Here is a 17,235-nt window from a genome sequence, read left to right on the forward strand (position 1 = left end):
ACTCACCAACTGCCCCCCGCCGTCTTCGGGGGCAACGGGAAGATCCCGTAATGGCCGTTGAAGGAGGTCGGCAACGCCTGCGTGATCCAGGTGCCCTGGACCATGAACAGGCCTTTGCCACCGGCGAATTGGCCGTACGACGCGTCCTGGTTGATCGCGTTGGCGTCCGAGTTGAAGTACCCGGCCTTCATCCACGACTCCAGCTTGGCGGTCGCCGCCTTCGCCTCTTCGGTGTCCAGCGTCGCGCCGGGCGTGTGCCACACCACGTCCAGCAGTTTCTGCGGGCCCATGTACTGGCTCAGCAGCAGTGAGTAGAGGTGGCCAATGAGGCCATCGGCGTTGGACGCGATGATTGGGGTGATGCCCGCCGCTTTGGCCTTCTTCATCACTCCCTCCATCTCATCGAGACTCGCCGGGACGGTGCTCATGCCCACCTTCTGGGCGAGATCGCGGTTGTAGAAGACGCCGACGAGCGGACCGGCGGCGCCGCCGGCGGTGTAGAGCGAGCCGGACCCGATGACGCCGTCCTTGACGCGTCCGGCTGCCAGCACAGTGGAGGGGATCTTGGCATCCCAGCCGTACGCCTTGTCGTAGGCGTCGAGGTTGGTGATCAGCCCGTCCTTCACCGAGCCGAGCAGGTCGGCCGGGGCGGCAATGTCCGGGGAGTATCCGAGGCGAGCAGGCGGGGCAGAACGGTGTTGTAGTTGTTGTCCGCCTCGACCTGGAGCTTGACCGTGATCGCGGGGTATTTGGCGTGGAAGCCGTCCGCCAGGCCCTGGGCGAACTCCTTGGTCCCTGCGCCGGTGAACATCGTCAGCGTCGCTGTGGTCTGCCCGACGGCCGTGTTCACCGATGTCGGAGCGGCGGCGCTGTTGCCGCCGGTGCTGCTGCCGGGGCCGGAACAGGCTGCGGTCAGTCCAGTGGCGATGACGCCGCCGAGTCCGGCGAGAACCGACCGACGGGACAGCGCGCTGCGCGTGGAGGGACGGACAGAAAACTCAGACATCACTGTCTCCTTGGAAGTCCTGCCGGGGGGACCGGCGGGTGAAGCACTGCCAACGGGTACGTCGGCATGGAAGCGCTTCCGATAACGGCTTTATGATGGAGTGATACGGATCACCTTGTCAACCCATCCCGCAGTGGATTGGTGCTGAGAGCGCGGGTTCTGGGGCTTCCTGAGCAAGGGCCGGAGACCCGCGGGGTGACATGTAGCGCTTCCATGGTTACTGGCGATAAGGTCACAATCCATGCCACCGGATGCGCACCCTCTCACCCTGGCCGACATCGCTCGCCTGGCCGGTGTCGGTCTGGCGACTGCATCTCGGGCACTGAACGGCGCCCCGGGAGTCGCTCCCGCAACGCGCGCGAAGGTGCTCGCTGTTGCCGAGGAGAATGCGTTCGTCGTTTCCCCGGATGCGTCGCGGCTCGCCGGCGGTGCGCAGCGCAGGGTCGCGATCGTCGTACCGCATATTTCCCGCTGGTTCTTCGGCACGATCGTGGAAGCCATGCTCACGGTTTTCCAGAATGCTGACCTGGACGTGCTTCTCTACCACGTGGGCAGTGAGGCCGAGCGGCACGACTTCTTTGAAAAGTTGCCCGCCCGGCGCAAGGTGGACGCGGTCGTGGTCGTTGCCTTTCCGGTCGATGAGCAAGAGCGGCAACGGATCGAGTTGCTGGGCGTGCAGATCGTCGCTGCTGGCGGTCAGCACGCGGTGTATCCGCACGTCTGCATCGACGATGTCAACGCCGGCCGCACGGCGGTGAATCACCTGATCGGACTGGGGCATCGGCGGATTGCGATGATCGAGGCCGTCGACCCCGAGCAGCCGGTGCAACCCAGGGGTCGATCGATGGCGTTCTACGACACGATGGCGGAGGCCGACATCCCCGTCGAACAGGATCTGGTGGTCAGCACGCCCTGGGGGCCTGAGCAAGGTGCTGAGGCAATGGCCACGCTGTTGTCGCTACCGAACCCTCCCACAGCTGTCTACGCGCATTCCGACGAGGTCGCCTTCGGGGCACTGCGGACCATCCGTCGCTCGGGATTGTTTGTGCCAGAGGATATTTCGATTGTGAGTATCGACGATCACCCCATGGCCGCCCTGACCGATCTGACCACGGTGCACCAGCCGGTCCGTGAGCAGGGAATTGCTGCAGCGAGGAACGTACTGACGTTGTTGAACGGCGATCGACCCGATCAGGCCACCACGTTGCCTACTCAGTTGATCGTGCGGCATTCCACCGCACCACCACGAGCCGCGACCGCCAAGACGGGTCCGGCCCGACGATGACCGCACCGAGTGAAGCAGCGGGTCTGCACCACCTGCGAGCCGGCGGGGTGAGCGCGGTTGTGTTCTGTCCGCCGGACGTCGGGCTACCCAGGATCCTTTATTGGGGCACCGACCTGGGCAGAGTGAGCCAGACCGACCTACAGCAACTGGCGACTCTCTCGGTCCCGCCGGTCACGTCGTACGTCATCGACGATCCAGTGCCCGCCGCGGTCCTGCCAGAGCACGGACTGGGCTATTGCGGGCAGCCGGGGGTCAGCGGGCACCGCGACGGGCGCGATTGGTCGCCACTCTTCTCGATCACCGAAGCGCACGGGTCCGACACGCAGGTGCAGGTGCAAGCACGCGATGTGACTGCTGCGCTCGGCCTGTCGCTCACCGTGGAACTGACCGAGACCGGCTTGCTTCGTTCGCGGGCCGAAGTGACCAATATCCATGAGCACGAATCATATTCGCTGGAAGGGGTGCATCTCGCCCTCCCCGTGCCACCGGTTGCAACCGAGATCCTCGACCTCGCCGGGCGTCACCCGCGCGAGCGGGTTCCGCAGCGACAGCCCTTCCACGTCGGCACCCGGGCGCGCGAAAGCCGCCGCGGCAAGGGTGGTCACGATGCGTCGCTGTTGCTGATCGCGGGAACACAGGGATTCGGATTCCGCACGGGCGAGGTGTGGGGGTGCACCTTGCGTGGAGCGGGAACCAACGGGTGTACGCCGAGCGGTTGGCCACCGGTGCGCACGCCGTCCTCGGTGGCGGCGAACTGCTACTGCCCGGTGAGGTCAGTTTGCCGCCCGGCGGCAGCTACGCCACACCGTGGTTGATCGGTGCGTACGCCGCGTGCGGACTGGACGAGATGTCCGGGCGGTTCCATCAGTGGTTGCGACAGCGACCGGGCCACCCCGGTCGCCGCGGCCGGTGATCGTCAACACCTGGGAAGCCGTCTACTTCGACCAGGACCTGGACACCTTGTCCACGCTGGCTGATCGCGCAGCGCGCGTGGGTGCGGAGCGGTTCGTCCTGGATGACGGTTGGTTCAGGGGTAGACGCGATGACACGGCCGGACTCGGAGACTGGTTCGTCGACGAACAGGTCTGGCCTGACGGCTTGACCCCGTTGATCGCGCACGTCCGCGGGCTTGGCCTGCAATTCGGTCTGTGGGTCGAGCCGGAAGCGGTGAATCCGGATTCCGATCTGGCTCGCGCCCATCCGGACTGGATCCTTGCGACCGGCGCTCGCTTGCCCCCGCTGTCGCGCAGCGAGCAACTGCTGGACGTCGGTAACCCGCAGGTCAGCGCCTACCTGTTGGAGCGGCTTGATTCCTTGCTGACGCAGTACCCGATCGATTATCTGAAGTGGGATCTGAACCGGGACATCGTGGACGGCGGCCGCAGTCCGGGTGGGGAGCCTGCAGTGCACCGCAACACGGTGGCGGTCTATGCGCTGCTGGATGAGATCCGGCGCCGGCACCCATCGGTGGAGATCGAAAGTTGTGCCGGGGGAGGTGGGCGCATCGATGTGGGGATTCTCGAGCGCACCGACCGCGTCTGGGCAAGTGACAGCAACGACCCGTTGGAGCGACAACGCATTCAGCGCTGGACGCAGTTGCTCATCCCGCCGGAGCTGATGGGCGCGCACGTCGGCGCTGCGCGAGCGCACACCACCGGTCGCACCCACTCGGTGGCCTTTGCCGCCGGCACAGCATTATTCGGACATTTCGGGTTGGAACTGGATCTAGGCACACTTTCAGAGCCGGAACTGCAGGAAGTGGCGGAGTGGGTCGATCTCTATCGGCGGCTGCGTCTTTTGCTGCACTCAGGACGGGTTGTGCGCAGCGATCATCCGGATGCCGCGTTGTGGGTCCACGGCGTCGTGGCCCAGGACCGGTCGGAGGCGCTGTTCGCGGTGGTCGCGATGGACAGCACCGACACCCAGCCACCGGGCCTGATCCGCCTGCCGGGGCTTGATGACGATCGCACCTACCAAATGCGCCTGCAACCGCCGGGCGACCGCCTCACCGCGACTCGGACCCCGCCGGGTTGGGTCAGTGCCGCGATGGGTCAGGGGCTGGGCTTGCAGTGTCGGGACGAATCCTCGGCCAGCACGGCCTGCAAGCCCCGCAACTACATCCGGGCACGCTGATCCTGCTGCATCTACAGCAGACCGCACTCGCTGCGCCGCACTGAGGGGGTCAGACCCGTCCGGCTCCTGGCAGTTGGCCATAGGCCTGACCAGAGATCGGTTCGAGCCACTCGTTGCTGACGTCCTCGCCGGGAGTGATGAACGCCAGGTGGGAGAACCACGAGTCGGCTTTGGCCCCATGCCAGTGTTTGGTGCCGGCAGGGACGCGGACTACTGAGCCGGGCTCCAGGCTGATCGGGCCCTGCCCTTCGGATTGGTACCAGCCGGAGCCAGCGGTGCACATCAGGATCTGGTCACCGCCCGACTCCAGATAACGACGCTGCGACTCGGCGTAGAGGGTGCGGAACGCCAGCGAGGACTTTCCCGAGCCGGACACGCCGGTGAAGACAACCGTCGCATCGCGGGGCACCGCCAGGTCCACGTCTTGCAGGTTGTGCTCGCGCGCGCCGCGTACCTGTACGTCGGGCTGCACGCCGCAGGATTCGGCGGCCACGGACGATCCGTTATCGGGCATGCGCTCGAGGCCAGACCGAGCGGGCACCGGTGGCCTCTCCCGCAACCGTGGCTCGGCGTAGGGACAATGAGCAGATGAGCGACAACGAACTGGTCGACCACTGGCAAGCCCGCTACGGCGAGAAGGACCGGGTCTGGTCCGGCGCGCCCAACGCGTCTCTGGTCAGCGTGTTGGAGCACCTGCCCGCAGGTACGGCGATCGATCTGGGCGCAGGGGAGGGCGGCGACGCGCTGTGGCTGGCTGAGCGCGGTTGGCAGGTCACGGCGTACGACATATCAACCACAGCGCTCTCGCGGCTGCAACAGGCTGCAGTGGATCGCAACCTCGCCGACCGGATCAGCACGGTTGCCGGCGACCTTGCCGACACATCGATCGACACACAGGTCGACCTGGTGACCGCGAGCTTCCTGCACTCCACCGTGCAGATCCCGCGCACCCGGATCCTGCGCCGGTTCGCGGAGGCGGTGAACCCCGGCGGCCACCTGTTCGTCCTGGGTCACGCGACGCCACCGCCGTGGGCAAGTCCCGAAATGCACCAGCACGCAGCGCATCTCGTCGGTCCGCATGAGGAGGTCGAGCAGCTCGACCTCGATCCGGCGGTGTGGTCGGTCGAGGTCGCCGATCTCAGGCAGCGGGATGTCACCGACCCGGACGGGAACCCCGCCACGATCGACGATTCTGTCGTGCTGATGCGTCGGACTGGCGGCGGTTCGTAGCCTCCGCGCACACTTGGCTCAGCGAGTGCTCAGCTCCGCTTGGAGCTCGCGAATGATCTCGCCGACGGCTCCGGAGGAGAGCAACCCCGGTCCGAGCGGTCCTGAGGTGTCCACGCCAACGGCTGGCAGGGCACGCAGAACCGCCGCTGCCTCGGGGCTGAGACGCTGGAGCTGCCAGCTGATTTCGGCCTCCCTGGCCCCGGGTCGGTCAGGTCGGGAAAGAGCGACGGCGTACGCCGCGTAGGCAGCAGCGCCGAGCGCGTGCGCTCCCATGTGGGCGACGCCCGACGCCTGCCCGGCGGCGCGGGCCGCAGCGGCGGCGGCGCCGCTCACCGCGCTGCGCGCCGCACGGCCGGCCACGAAGCGGCTACGGATGGCCTCACCGGCAGCCAACTCTGCCGAGGCAAAACGCCGGGTGCGCACGATCGCGTCGCGAGGACGGTCGTCGTCCGGCACCTCGGCCTCGAAGAGGGGGAGCACGTGCTCGGCGCAGTCGGCGGCCCAGGCGGCGGCGATGCGCCGGTCGGCCAGGCTCAGGGTTTGCGAAGAGAGCGTGCGGGCCACACCAGTGAGCGTGCTGTCCCGGTTGCGTGCGGTCAAGCGTGGCGCGCAGTATGCGAGAGCGCACCGGATGTTGCCGCCTCGATGCGGCGAAGCGGCTGCGTCGCCGGCGTGATGCCCGGAGCGCAGCCGCCGTCTTCAGCGGCGGCGGTTCATAGCGACCGCAAAGGTTCCTGGTAGCTGGCGACAGGTGAGGTGTCGTCAGATGACTGCATGGCTCGTGCGTCCCATCGACCTTCCCGCCGCGGTCCCGGATTGCTGACGTGGGTGGCCACCGCGCTCGCCGCAGTGTTGTTGGTGGTCAGCGGCGCCCTCGGCGGTGTGGTTGTCCGTGCCTCGGGCGGCATCGACGGACTCCAGCAGGCGATCACCCACCAGCTTCAGGCCGATGGCAGCACCCAACATGCTGATGATGGGAGCCGAAATGACCTCAGCCACAGTGACACCGGTGATCAAGACTCTGGGGGCAGCGACGGACTCGATGAGCAGTCCGATAGCGGTGAGCAGTGGCCCGGCCAGTCGCAGGACACCGGGTCCCTGGGCCGCACGACTGCCGCAACGGCAACGCAAGCAGCAGGGGTCGTGGTCGTCGAGACGCGGTTGGCAGACCAGAGCGGTGTCGCCGCAGGCACCGGCATGGTGCTGACCGCGAGCGGTCTGGTGCTCACCAACAATCACGTCGTGGAGGATGGCACTGCGATCCGCGTGACGATTCCCTCGACCGGTCGTACGTACGCCGCAACCGTGGTCGGCGCCAACGCCGCCGGCGATGTGGCCGTCTTGAAACTTACTGAAGCATCCGGCCTCACGACGGTCACGCTCGACGATGAGCAGGATCTGGCCCCGGGGGATGCCGTCACCGGAATCGGCAACGCAGGCGGCACCGGGACCTTGGTCGCAGCCTCCGGCACGGTGACCGCACTGGACCAGCAGGTGACCACCCAGGCTGAGGGCGAGACGGCCTCGGAGTCCCTGACGGGGCTCATCGAAACCGATGCGGCGATCCAGGCCGGGGACTCCGGCGGTCCGTTGCTCGACGACGAGGGGGAGGTCGTCGGGATGGACACCGCAGCCAGCGTGGTGGGTCGTTCCATCGGTTACGCGATTCCGATCACGACCGCAATCAGCGTGGCCCAGCAGATCGTCGCCGGTGCCGGCGGGTCATTGCAGATAGCGGCCTGAGTCTGGGGGCCCGCCGGTTGTGATCCAGGCCACACCGGCCCGGAATGGGCGAACGCGTGGGGGCAGGGTGGTTCGTGTGGGTTGCGAAGGCGCTACTCGGCGTACCCCTCAGTAAAACCAACACAAACGCACAACTTTCGCCTTGGAAGGCGTTCGAATCATGATGGTTTCGGCGTGTCAGCCACTAGATTGGAATGACTACCACTCAGTAACAACAACAGAAGGTGACCCGAAACGATGGTTGACGTCGCACAGGTGTTGGACGCAGCGGGCCTGACCAACCCTGCCGTCATTGAGTACGTGCAGGAATGGGCGGACGTTACGCGCCCCGACCGTATTGAGGTCGTCAGCGCCAGCGACGACGCACGGTTGCTGCAGGAAGCGCTCGACGCCGGTGAACTCGAACCCGCGGGGGAGGGTTTGTACTACTCGCGCAGCTACTGGAAGGACACCGCGCGCTCGGAAGAGCGCACGATCGTGGCCACCAGCAACCCCGACGACCAAGGTGTCTACAACAACTGGCGGCATAGCGACGAGATCAAGCCGATCGTCATCGGCAACATGACCGGTGCCTCCGAGGGCAAGACGATGTACGTCATTCCCTACCTGATGTCGGCGCCCGGCTCCCCGCTGGAGGAATACGCCGCGGGTATCGAACTGACCGACAACCGCAATGTCGTCCTGCAGATGATCCGGATGGCACGCGTCGGCGTCGACACCTTCAACGCCCTGGCGGACCCGACCAGCTTCGTGCGCGCCGTGCACGTGACCGGCGACCTGGAGAACCTCGGCCAGGGGACCCCGGACGACAAGCGTTACTTCGTCACGGTCGCCGACGAGCGCACCATCTTGCACTTCGGATCGTCCTACGGCGGCAATGCACTGCTCGGCAAGATCGCCCACGGTCTGCGCCAGGCCAACTGGGACGGTGGCGCCTCAGGCAAGTTCCTGGGCGAGCAGTACATGCTCATCGCGATCCATGACAAGCAGACCGGTAAGAAGTACCACATCGCCGGCGGCTTTCCGAGCGCCTCCGGCAAGACCAACCTGGCCATGATGGTCCCGCCGAATGCCCTGGGCGACCGGTACTACGTCGAATTCTTCGGTGACGACATCGCATGGATGTGGGTCGGCGACGACGGCAAGCTCTACGGCATGAACCCCGAGTTCGGTGTTTTCGGTGTCGCGATCGACACCAACGAGAAGACCAACCCCAACGCGCTGGCCGCGGTCCAGCCCAAGACCGGTGCGATCTTCACCAACACGGCCTACAACGTGAACACCCACGAGACGTGGTGGGAGGGCAAGACCCCCGACTACCCGACCGATGTGAGCGGGTGGCGCGACTGGAAGGGCGCGTTGATCTCCGAGCGGCCGCAGGAGCAGCAGCGCTCCAAAGAGTTCGTCTGGGCGCACCCGAACTGCCGCTTCACCTCCACGATGTCCAACGTGCCCAACGAGTCCCCGGACTACAACGATCCCAAGGGCGTGCCGATCGACGGCATCATCTACGGCGGGCGTACCCGTGATCGGGAGCCCTTGATCCGCGCCATCGACGACCCTGCCGAGGGTGTGTACGACGGTCTGACCCTGGGTGCCGAAGCCACCGCCGCAGCGGAGGGCGTTGCCGGTCAGCTGCGGTACGACCCGATGTCGATGCGGCCGTTCCTGGCTCTTCCCGAGGGTCGCTATGCCCAGCACTTCCTGAACATCCTCGACCAGCTCACCGACAAACCGCTCTTCGCCCACGTCAACTGGTTCCAGCGGGACGCCGACGGTGGCTACTTGTGGCCGGGCTACGGCGAGAACCTGCGTGCGTTGCTGTGGATGATGGACTACCGCGAGGGCCGGGCCACCGGTACTCAGACGCCGGTGGGCGTCGTCCCGACCAAGGACGAGCTCAACCTCGACGGATTGGACATCGACGACGCCACCATGGACAAGCTGCTGGCGATCGACGTCGACCGCTGGAAGCAGGAGATCGAACTGCGTGAGGCGCACCTGAAGCAGTTCAAGGACCTGCCCCAGCAGATCTGGGACGCCCACAACCGGGTTGCCAAGGCTCTCGACGACGAGGCCTGAGCCCGGTCCAGGGGGCGGCCGGTACGCCGAGTGGTCACCACTCGGCGTACCGGCCCTTTTCGCGTGGCCTGGGTCACATTCGAGGTTACTTTGCAGTAAGTTGTCGGTATGAAGATCGAACTGAGCTGGAACCTGACCTCCACTCCGGACGAGGTCTACGAAGACGCCATCAACCCGGAATACCAGGACGACAAGTGCAAGGCCGCTGGTGCCATCACCTTCTCCAGCAAGGTCGAGGAGAACGGCCAGGCCCACACCAGCACGGTGCAGCGGCTGATGCCCTCCGGTGACGTTCCCGAGCTGGTCAAGAAGGTCGTCGGGGACAAGGTCGATGTCCTGGAGACGATCGCCTGGGGCCCCAAGCAGGCCGACGGTAGCCGTCGCGGTGACCTGACGGTGCACATGAAGGGCCAACCGATCTCGATGAAGGGGTTCACCTACATCAAGCCGAACGGCAGCGGCAGCACCGTGGGGATCGACGCCGATCTGAAGGCCAAGATCCCGGTCATCGGCGGCAAGATCGAGAAGATGGGCTCCCCGGAGATCATCAAGGCGATCAAGGCCGAGGAAGCCACGGCGCACGAGTGGGACGCGCGCCGGCACTCCTGAACCATCGTGCCGGTCGGGCCGATGCCATGGCGCCGGTCCAACCGGTGCGCGTACGATAGGGACGTGCGAACGATCACGACCATGAACTGGTGGCTGCTGCACTAGCAGCCGATCGACGTACGTTCATCTTCGAAAAGGGCTGCCACGGCGGCCCTTTTCCCATGCTTCGCCGGGCACCCACGACCCGCAGGAGACCATCATGACCACCACCTCGTTCGAGGCGACGCTGAAGCGGATGCCGGCCCTCGACCAACTTCGCGCCGCCCCTGACGGCCACCGCGTCCTGTCCGGTGACCGGCCCACCGGGCCGCTCCACCTGGCGCACCTATTTGCCAGCATCAGGAATCGCGTTGCCCTGCAGGACAGTGGCATCGAGACCTTCGTGGTCATCGCGGACTACCAGGTGATCACCGACCGGGAGACCACCGGGCGGATCGGCGATTTCGTCCGGTCCGCCGTTCTGGACTACCTGGCAGCGGGCATCGACCCCGAGCGTTCGGTGATCTTCACTCACTCGGCGGTGCCGGCCCTCAACCAACTCCTGCTGCCGTTCCTGTCCTTGGTCTCCGAGGCCGAGCTGCATCGCAACCCGACGGTCAAGGCCGAACTGGCCGCATCGGGCCGGGCGTTGTCCGGATTGCTCCTGACCTACCCGGTGCACCAGGCCGCCGACATCCTCTTCTGCGAGGCGGACCTGGTGCCGGTCGGCAAGGACAACCTGCCGCACGTGGAGCTGACCAGGACCATCGCCCGCCGGTTCAACGAGCGATACGGGGACACCTTCCGGGTGCCCGAGCCGCTGCTCACGCAGACCCCCGACATTCCGGGCCTGGACGGCCGCAAGATGTCCAAGAGTTTCGGCAACGCCATCAATCTGTCGATGACCGCCGACGAGACCGCCGCCCTCATCCGCCGTACGCCGACCGACAGCGAGCGGGTGATCAGCTTCGATCCGGACAACCGACCCGGGGTCTCTGGTCTGCTGAGTACGGCCGCCCTCGTGCTGGGGGAGCCGCCGGAGGTGATCGCCGAAAAGGTCGACGGCGCAGCGCAACTCAAGGAACTGGTGACCTCGGCGGTCAATGATCACCTCGCCGGACATCGGGCGCGACGGGCAGAGTTCAGCCGGGATTCAGACCTGGTCGACACCGTCCTGCGCGATGGCAACAGGCGGGCCAACGACGTCGCGCAACACACCCTTGACCGGGTGCGGACGGCCATGGGCATGACCTACTGAGCACAATGGGGCCATGGCGACGCTGCGCACCCCCGATCCGAATCCGGGCTGGCTGTCCGAACTGGCCCTGCAGGAGACCCGGTCCCGGGTGCCCATGCTCTACGTCGAGGCCATTCCGGTGCGCATCGACGGCACCGGCCGCATCGAGCACGTCGGGCTGCTCCTGCGCGGATCGGCCACGGGCGAGATGTCCCGCAGCTTCGTGTCCGGGCGCGTCTTCTACGGAGAGTCCGTGCGCGATGCGCTGATGCGCAATCTGGAGAAGGACCTCGGCCCGGCCGCCTTCCCGCGACTGCCGGTCAGCACGGTGCCGTTCTCGGTGGCTGAATACCTTCCTGTGCCAGGTGTTTCGCCCTTGCACGATCCCCGCCAGCACGCCGTCGCACTCACCTACGTCGTGCCAGTGGTCGGGGAGTGCGACCCCCGCCAGGACGCCCTGGAACTGACCTGGTTGACGCCGCAGGAGGCGGTGGACGAGAACATCGCCGCCGAGTTGGACGGCGGCCGCGCACATCTCCTGCGCCAGGCGCTGGCGTACGCCGAGTCACTGGATTAGCCGTTTCCTAAAATGACGTCGCGGACACCCCGCACCGATCAGGAGGCACAGATGCCGCAGAAGGTAACCGGAGTCATCGCGCGCGCCAAGGGCGCACCCGTGGAGGTGACCACCATCGTCGTCCCGGACCCCGGACCGGGTGAGGCCGTCGTAGCCATCCAGGCGTGCGGTGTGTGCCATACGGACCTGCACTATCGCGAGGGCGGAATCAACGACGAGTTCCCGTTCCTGTTGGGCCACGAGGCCGCTGGTCTCGTCGAGGCGGTGGGCGAGGGCGTCACCAACGTCGCGCCCGGGGACTACGTGGTGCTCAACTGGCGCGCGGTGTGCGGTGAATGTCGTGCGTGCAAGAAGGGCAAACCGTGGTACTGCTTCGCCACCCACAACGCGAAGCAGAAGATGACCCTCGAGGACGGGACCGAACTCAGTCCCGCCCTGGGGATCGGCGCCTTCGCGCAGAAGACACTGGTCGCGAGCGGGCAGTGCACCAAGGTCGATCCGGCGGCACCACCCCAGGTAGCCGGTCTGCTCGGGTGCGGCGTGATGGCCGGCCTGGGCGCGGCGATCAACACCGGCGGGGTGACTCGCGGTGATTCGGTGGCCGTCATCGGCTGCGGCGGCGTAGGCAACGCGGCCGTCGCCGGCGCCGTACTCGCGGGTGCGACGAAGGTCATCGCCGTTGACGTCGATGACCGGAAACTCAAGTGGGCCAAGGACTTCGGAGCCACCGACCTGGTCAACAGCAAGGAAGTGGATGCGGTCCAGCGGATCAGGGAGTTGACCGGCGGATTCGGAGCCGATGTCGTGATCGATGCGGTCGGTCGTCCCGAAACCTACGAACAGGCGTTCTTCGCCCGCGATCTGGCGGGCACGGTGGTGCTGGTCGGCGTACCCACCCCCGACCTCAAAGCCCCTGAACTCCCACTCATCGAGTTCTTCGGCCGAGGTGGGGCACTGAAGTCCTCGTGGTACGGCGACTGCCTACCGGAGCGGGACTTCCCGGCGTACACCGATCTGTACCTGCAGGGCCGGCTACCCCTGGACAAGTTCGTGAGCGAAACGATCAAGCTCGGTGATGTCGAAGAGGCGTTCCACAAGATGGAACGCGGCGAGGTGCTGCGCTCGGTGGTGGTGTTGTGAGCAGGATCGAGAAGGTCGTGACCTCGGGGACGTTCAGCCTCGACGGCGGCACCTGGGACGTCGACAACAACGTGTGGCTGCTCGGTGACGACGATGAGGTGATTGTGATCGACGCCGCTCACGACGCAGACGCCATCGTCGAGTCGATCGGCGGCCGGCGAGTGGTAGCGGTCCTGTTGACCCATGCGCACGACGACCATGTCGACGCCGCGCCCGCGCTGGCAGACACGACCGGTGCGCCGGTCTACCTCAACCCCGATGACGAACCGTTGTGGAACCTGGCGCACCCGGGCCTTCCGCTGCCCTCGCCTCTGACCGACGGCCAGACATTCGAGGTGGCGGGCACGACACTTGTCGCCCGGCACACACCCGGACATGCTCCGGGCGCAACCGTTTTCGTGGCACCTGACCTGGGCGTGGTGTTCACGGGGGACACCCTGTTCCAGGGCGGGCCGGGTGCCACAGGGCGGTCGTACAGCGACTTCCCGACGATCGTCGATTCGATCACCGATGTGCTGCTGACGCTGCCGCCGGAAACCGTCGTACACACCGGGCACGGCGACGACACCACGATCGGCGCTGAGGCGCCGCACCGACAGGAGTGGCTGGACCGCGGTCACTGACCCTTGTTCGCATAACATTCGGGGCGTGGTCGAGGAGGCGATGCCCTGGCGGGTGTGGACGGTGCCCAACGCGCTGTCGCTGCTACGCCTGCTCGGAATCCCGCTCTACCTGTGGCTCCTGCTGTCCCACCACGACGTGTGGGCCTTCTGGGTCCTGGTTATCTCCAGCTTCACCGACTGGGCCGACGGCAAGATCGCCCGGACGTACAACCTGACGTCCCGGGTCGGTCAGCTGCTCGACCCGCTGGCCGATCGGCTCTACATCATCGCGACCATCGTCGGCCTCGCACTGCGTTCGATCATCCCGTGGTGGCTGGTGGTGGTGCTCCTGGCCCGCGAAGTGTTCGTCTTCAGCTTCGGGCCGGCGTTGCGGGCGCACCGGTTGCCGATCCCGGCGGTGCACTTCTCCGGCAAGGCTGCCACGCTGTGCCTCGTCGTCGGATTCCCGCTCGTGCTGCTCGGCGCAACCGATCTACCCATCGCCACCCTTGCCAACTGGATCGGATGGGCGTTCGTGTGGTGGGGCACGGCGCTGTACTGGTTCGCCGGCTTCCTCTACGCCGTCCAGATCCGCCGGATGATCGCGGCCGTGTCATGACCACACCGACCAAGCCCCGGGACCCGGCTGCCTCGATGTCGCTGATCCGTGAGATCACCGAGCATCCGCTGGACCCGTCGTACGAGCAGGTGGCGGCGCAGCGGCGCGCCGCGGGTCTGCCGCAGCAGACGTCACTGCGCTCGCCGGGCGTGATCATCGCCTGTCTCCTGGTCGGATTCGCCATCGCAGTGGCGGCGCTGGCGCTGCGCGTGCCGCATACCCAGGCCCAGGCGCAGAAGGATGCGCTGATCCAACGGGTCGATTCGGCGCAGAGCCGCATCGACAAGGCCAACGGCACCATCCAGCGCACGCAGTTGGAGATCACCACGCTGCAGAACCAGGCCCTCGAGCGCGAGGACCAGGACGCGCTCGCCGCGCGACTGGCGCAGGCCGAGGTCACCTCGGGCACCCTCCCGGTCACCGGCAGCGGCCTGGTCCTGGAGGTCAACGATGCCAAGGACAGCGCTGCCGGTAGCGGGGAGGATCCCCGGGATCTGGACGACTCGAACGGCCGGTTGACCTCCACCGACATGCAGATCCTGGTCAACGGGCTGTGGCAGGGCGGCGCGGAGGCGATCGCCATCAACGGTCAACGACTGACGTCACTGAGCGCCATCCGGTTCGCGGGTCAGGCGATCCTGGTCAACTTCCGCCCGCTGCAGCCGCCGTATGAGATCGTGGCGATCGGTCCATCCTCCATGCGGTCGGCGTTCCAGAAGTCGGCCTCGGGTGCCTACCTGGACAATCTGACCGGGTCGTTCGACCTACGCGCGTCGTGGCGGACCGGCAAACAGTCGTTGCCCGCCGCGCCCGCCCCCGTGCTGTCCTACGCCACCGTCCCAGAGGAGAAGAACCAGTGATCCCCGCCATCGGGCTCCTGATCGGTCTGGTCGTGGGCGTGGTCCTGCACCCGGACGTTCCGTTATGGCTCCAGCCCTACCTGCCGGTCGCGGTCATCGCGGCGCTGGACGCGGTCTTCGGCGCCGTGCGCGCCGTACTGGACGGGATCTTCAACGACAAGGTGTTCGTCGTCTCGTTCTTGTCGAACGTGATCGTCGCGGCACTGATCGTCTTCCTCGGCGACCAACTCGGGGTCGGATCCCAGCTGTCCACCGCCGTGGTGGTGGTTCTGGGTCTGCGGATCTTCAGCAACCTGGCCGCTATCCGCCGGCACATCTTCCACGCCTGAGCCCATGAGCGATCCGAATCCCGAGCAGACCAGCCCGCATCAGGGTCACCACCTCGCGTCGCACCGTAAGCGTCCGGCCCGCCGGGCGACGGCGGGGCCCACGACGCTGGGCGAGCCGCTGGTTCATACCCCGCAGGACGACGCAGCCGGATTCGGTGCCGGGACACCGGAAGGCCCGGCGCAGGAAGCACCGCGCTCGGCGTGGCGCACGCTGGCCCGCATGGGCCGGCCGCGTGCCACCAAGGCCAATCTGTTCGCTGCGTTGCTGGCGGTGCTGTTGGGCTTCGGGATCACGACGCAGATCCAACAGACCAACGCCAGCGGCCTGGAAGCCCTGCGCCAGGACGAGTTGGTCGCCCTTCTGGACAGTGTGAACAGTCAGGCGTCACGTCTGGAGCAGGAGGCCGACCGGCTGACCACCACGCGGGACGAACTGAAGAACTCCACCGGCGACGCCGCCGCGCTCCAGGCAGCCAAGGAGCGCCTGGAGATGCTCGGAGTGTTGAACGGCACCCTGCCGGCGACCGGCCCCGGCATCACGATCACGATCCAGGACAACGAGAAGGGCGTCCAGGCGGCCAACCTCCTGGACACGGTCGAGGAGCTGCGGGATGCAGGCGCCGAGGCGATCCAGATCAACGATCAACGGGTCATCGTCAGCACGTGGTTCGGCGGCAGCTCCGATACCGGACTGACCGTGAGCGGCCACACCATTCGCCCGCCGTACACCATTGCCGCCATTGGTGATCCGCACACGATGTCCACGGCGATGGCCATTCCCGGCGGGGTCACCGAGAGCCTGCGATCGATGGGTGCCACTGCGACCGTCACGAGTTCGCAGCAGGTGAAGGTGACCGCGTTGCAGCCCACGCAGACGCCTCAGTACGCTCAACCCGAACCTTCCGCCACCGCCAAGGAGAGCTCATGAGCGACCTGGACTACCCCGACGACCTGCACTACACCGCCGATCACGAATGGGTGCGCGAAGGTGCGGACGGCGTGGTGCGGGTCGGGATCACCGCGTTCGCCCAGGACGCCCTGGGCGATGTCGTCTACGTCAGCCTGCCCGAGGTGGGGGACACCGTCGCCGCGGGCGACTCCGTCGGGGAGGTCGAGTCGACCAAGTCCGTGAGCGACCTCTACTCGCCGCTGGCCGGCGAGGTCGTGACGGTCAACGAGGCACTGGACGCCACCCCCGAGCTGGTGAACTCCGATCCGTACGGCGAGGGCTGGATGTACGAGCTGCGACTGGCCGAGGGTTCCTCGCTCGGGGAGCTGCAGGACGTGGCGACCTACACCGCTTCCCTCGACTGATCTAGGGTTGGTTGCATGATGGGTGAAGGGGACGCCGCGGAGTCCACTGAGCAGCCGACGCCCGCTGACGCCACCGCGTTCTTCCAGCCGGGCAGCGGCCAGCCGGTGGCCGACGGCACGGCCATCTCGGCCCCGTCGGCAACCGACCGTGCGACCGTGGATGCGCTGCGACCGGGAACCGCACTGCTCATCGCGCAACGCGGCCCGAACACCGGAGCCCGGTTCCTCCTCGATGCCGACGAGGTCAGTGTGGGCCGGCATCCCAGCAGCGACATCTTCCTCGACGACGTGACCGTCTCTCGCCGGCACGCAGTCTTCCGTCGCACCGACGCGGGGTTCGCCGTACAGGATGTCGGTTCGCTCAACGGCACCTACCTCAACGGCGGGTTGGTCGACTCAACGGTGCTGCGCACCGGCGACGAGGTCCAGATCGGTAAGTTCCGCCTCGTCTTCTACGACGCGCCGTCGTCGAGCTGAATCGTCGTCCGCA

Annotated in this window: 19 protein-coding genes and 2 pseudogenes; 17 read left to right on the top strand and 4 right to left on the bottom strand. The window is 66.7% G+C overall.

Annotated features, from left to right (window positions below; translation table 11 throughout):
* Positions 1-2 precede the first annotated feature (2 nt).
* Both ACFQBT_RS07630 and ACFQBT_RS07635 read right to left on the bottom strand, forming a co-directional pair.
* Positions 3-626 carry an ABC transporter substrate-binding protein gene (locus ACFQBT_RS07630; RefSeq protein WP_377821667.1) on the bottom strand — a complete coding sequence of 208 codons (624 nt, stop codon included), beginning with the start codon at positions 624-626 and terminating at the stop codon, positions 3-5.
* Positions 623-1,006 carry a hypothetical protein gene (locus tag ACFQBT_RS07635; protein ID WP_377821669.1) on the bottom strand — a complete coding sequence of 128 codons (384 nt, stop codon included), beginning with the start codon at positions 1,004-1,006 and terminating at the stop codon, positions 623-625. The genes ACFQBT_RS07630 and ACFQBT_RS07635 overlap by 4 nt, the downstream gene beginning before the upstream one ends.
* Positions 1,007-1,247: 241 nt before the next feature.
* On the opposite strand from ACFQBT_RS07635, the gene ACFQBT_RS07640 reads away from it, so the two are divergent.
* The 3 genes and pseudogenes from ACFQBT_RS07640 to ACFQBT_RS07650 all read left to right on the top strand — a co-directional run bounded on the left by ACFQBT_RS07640 (position 1,248) and on the right by ACFQBT_RS07650 (position 4,424).
* Positions 1,248-2,291 carry a LacI family DNA-binding transcriptional regulator gene (locus tag ACFQBT_RS07640; protein ID WP_377821670.1) on the top strand — a complete coding sequence of 348 codons (1,044 nt, stop codon included), beginning with the start codon at positions 1,248-1,250 and terminating at the stop codon, positions 2,289-2,291.
* Positions 2,288-3,204: pseudogene (locus ACFQBT_RS07645) on the top strand (glycoside hydrolase family 36 N-terminal domain-containing protein). Before ACFQBT_RS07640 ends, ACFQBT_RS07645 begins: the two are co-directional and overlap by 4 nt.
* The gene (locus tag ACFQBT_RS07650; RefSeq protein ID WP_377821674.1) at positions 3,201-4,424 is read left to right on the top strand and encodes an alpha-galactosidase; all 1,224 of its coding nucleotides are present in this window, start codon (positions 3,201-3,203) and stop codon (positions 4,422-4,424) included. The pseudogene ACFQBT_RS07645 and the gene ACFQBT_RS07650 overlap by 4 nt, the downstream one beginning before the upstream one ends.
* Positions 4,425-4,725: 301 nt before the next feature.
* Here ACFQBT_RS07650 and ACFQBT_RS07655 read toward each other — a convergent pair.
* Positions 4,726-4,938, bottom strand: a pseudogene (locus tag ACFQBT_RS07655) (hypothetical protein); the annotation flags it as partial.
* A 74-nt stretch (positions 4,939-5,012) separates the two neighbouring features.
* Between ACFQBT_RS07655 and ACFQBT_RS07660 the strand changes: the two are divergent.
* Positions 5,013-5,654: an SAM-dependent methyltransferase gene (locus tag ACFQBT_RS07660; protein WP_377821675.1), complete on the top strand. Its 642-nt coding sequence runs from the start codon at positions 5,013-5,015 to the stop codon at positions 5,652-5,654.
* An 18-nt stretch (positions 5,655-5,672) separates the two neighbouring features.
* On the opposite strand, the gene ACFQBT_RS07665 is transcribed toward ACFQBT_RS07660, so the two are convergent.
* Positions 5,673-6,218 (bottom strand): putative immunity protein, encoded by a 546-nt coding sequence (locus ACFQBT_RS07665; protein WP_377821677.1) that lies wholly within the window; start codon positions 6,216-6,218, stop codon positions 5,673-5,675.
* Between the two features lie 210 nt (positions 6,219-6,428).
* On the opposite strand from ACFQBT_RS07665, the gene ACFQBT_RS07670 reads away from it, so the two are divergent.
* From ACFQBT_RS07670 to ACFQBT_RS07730, 13 genes are all read left to right on the top strand, one after another.
* Positions 6,429-7,397: a S1C family serine protease gene (locus tag ACFQBT_RS07670; RefSeq protein ID WP_377821680.1), complete on the top strand. Its 969-nt coding sequence runs from the start codon at positions 6,429-6,431 to the stop codon at positions 7,395-7,397.
* 237 nt (positions 7,398-7,634) lie between these two features.
* Positions 7,635-9,479, top strand: a complete 1,845-nt coding sequence (locus ACFQBT_RS07675) for a phosphoenolpyruvate carboxykinase (GTP) (protein WP_377821682.1) — start codon at positions 7,635-7,637, stop codon at positions 9,477-9,479.
* Positions 9,480-9,587: 108 nt separating this feature from the next.
* On the top strand, positions 9,588-10,088 hold the full coding sequence (locus ACFQBT_RS07680; protein ID WP_377821684.1) for a DUF2505 domain-containing protein: 501 nt from the start codon (positions 9,588-9,590) through the stop codon (positions 10,086-10,088).
* 199 nt (positions 10,089-10,287) lie between these two features.
* On the top strand, positions 10,288-11,325 hold the full coding sequence (gene trpS, locus ACFQBT_RS07685) for a tryptophan--tRNA ligase (protein ID WP_377821686.1): 1,038 nt from the start codon (positions 10,288-10,290) through the stop codon (positions 11,323-11,325).
* A gap of 13 nt (positions 11,326-11,338) precedes the next feature.
* On the top strand, positions 11,339-11,881 hold the full coding sequence (locus tag ACFQBT_RS07690; protein WP_377821688.1) for an NUDIX hydrolase family protein: 543 nt from the start codon (positions 11,339-11,341) through the stop codon (positions 11,879-11,881).
* 51 nt (positions 11,882-11,932) lie between these two features.
* Positions 11,933-13,021 carry an S-(hydroxymethyl)mycothiol dehydrogenase gene (locus ACFQBT_RS07695; RefSeq protein WP_377821690.1) on the top strand — a complete coding sequence of 363 codons (1,089 nt, stop codon included), beginning with the start codon at positions 11,933-11,935 and terminating at the stop codon, positions 13,019-13,021.
* On the top strand, positions 13,018-13,644 hold the full coding sequence (locus tag ACFQBT_RS07700; protein ID WP_377821692.1) for an MBL fold metallo-hydrolase: 627 nt from the start codon (positions 13,018-13,020) through the stop codon (positions 13,642-13,644). The genes ACFQBT_RS07695 and ACFQBT_RS07700 overlap by 4 nt, the downstream gene beginning before the upstream one ends.
* Before the next feature lie 25 nt (positions 13,645-13,669).
* The gene (locus ACFQBT_RS07705; protein WP_377821694.1) at positions 13,670-14,242 is read left to right on the top strand and encodes a CDP-alcohol phosphatidyltransferase family protein; all 573 of its coding nucleotides are present in this window, start codon (positions 13,670-13,672) and stop codon (positions 14,240-14,242) included.
* Positions 14,239-15,102, top strand: coding sequence for a DUF881 domain-containing protein (locus tag ACFQBT_RS07710; protein WP_377821696.1), 864 nt, complete (start codon positions 14,239-14,241; stop codon positions 15,100-15,102). Before ACFQBT_RS07705 ends, ACFQBT_RS07710 begins: the two co-directional genes overlap by 4 nt.
* Positions 15,099-15,431 carry a small basic family protein gene (locus ACFQBT_RS07715; RefSeq protein WP_109684500.1) on the top strand — a complete coding sequence of 111 codons (333 nt, stop codon included), beginning with the start codon at positions 15,099-15,101 and terminating at the stop codon, positions 15,429-15,431. The genes ACFQBT_RS07710 and ACFQBT_RS07715 overlap by 4 nt, the downstream gene beginning before the upstream one ends.
* 4 nt (positions 15,432-15,435) lie before the next feature.
* Complete coding sequence (locus tag ACFQBT_RS07720) at positions 15,436-16,359, top strand: DUF881 domain-containing protein (RefSeq protein ID WP_377821699.1); 924 nt, start codon at positions 15,436-15,438, stop codon at positions 16,357-16,359.
* Positions 16,356-16,745 (top strand): glycine cleavage system protein GcvH, encoded by a 390-nt coding sequence (gcvH, locus tag ACFQBT_RS07725; RefSeq protein ID WP_377821701.1) that lies wholly within the window; start codon positions 16,356-16,358, stop codon positions 16,743-16,745. The genes ACFQBT_RS07720 and gcvH overlap by 4 nt, the downstream gene beginning before the upstream one ends.
* Positions 16,746-16,760: 15 nt before the next feature.
* Entirely contained in the window at positions 16,761-17,222 is a 462-nt protein-coding gene (locus tag ACFQBT_RS07730; RefSeq protein ID WP_377821702.1) for an FHA domain-containing protein, read from the top strand.
* Positions 17,223-17,235: the final 13 nt, after the last annotated feature.

This window comes from Branchiibius cervicis (assembly GCF_042661605.1).
Taxonomy (GTDB): domain Bacteria; phylum Actinomycetota; class Actinomycetes; order Actinomycetales; family Dermatophilaceae; genus Branchiibius; species Branchiibius cervicis.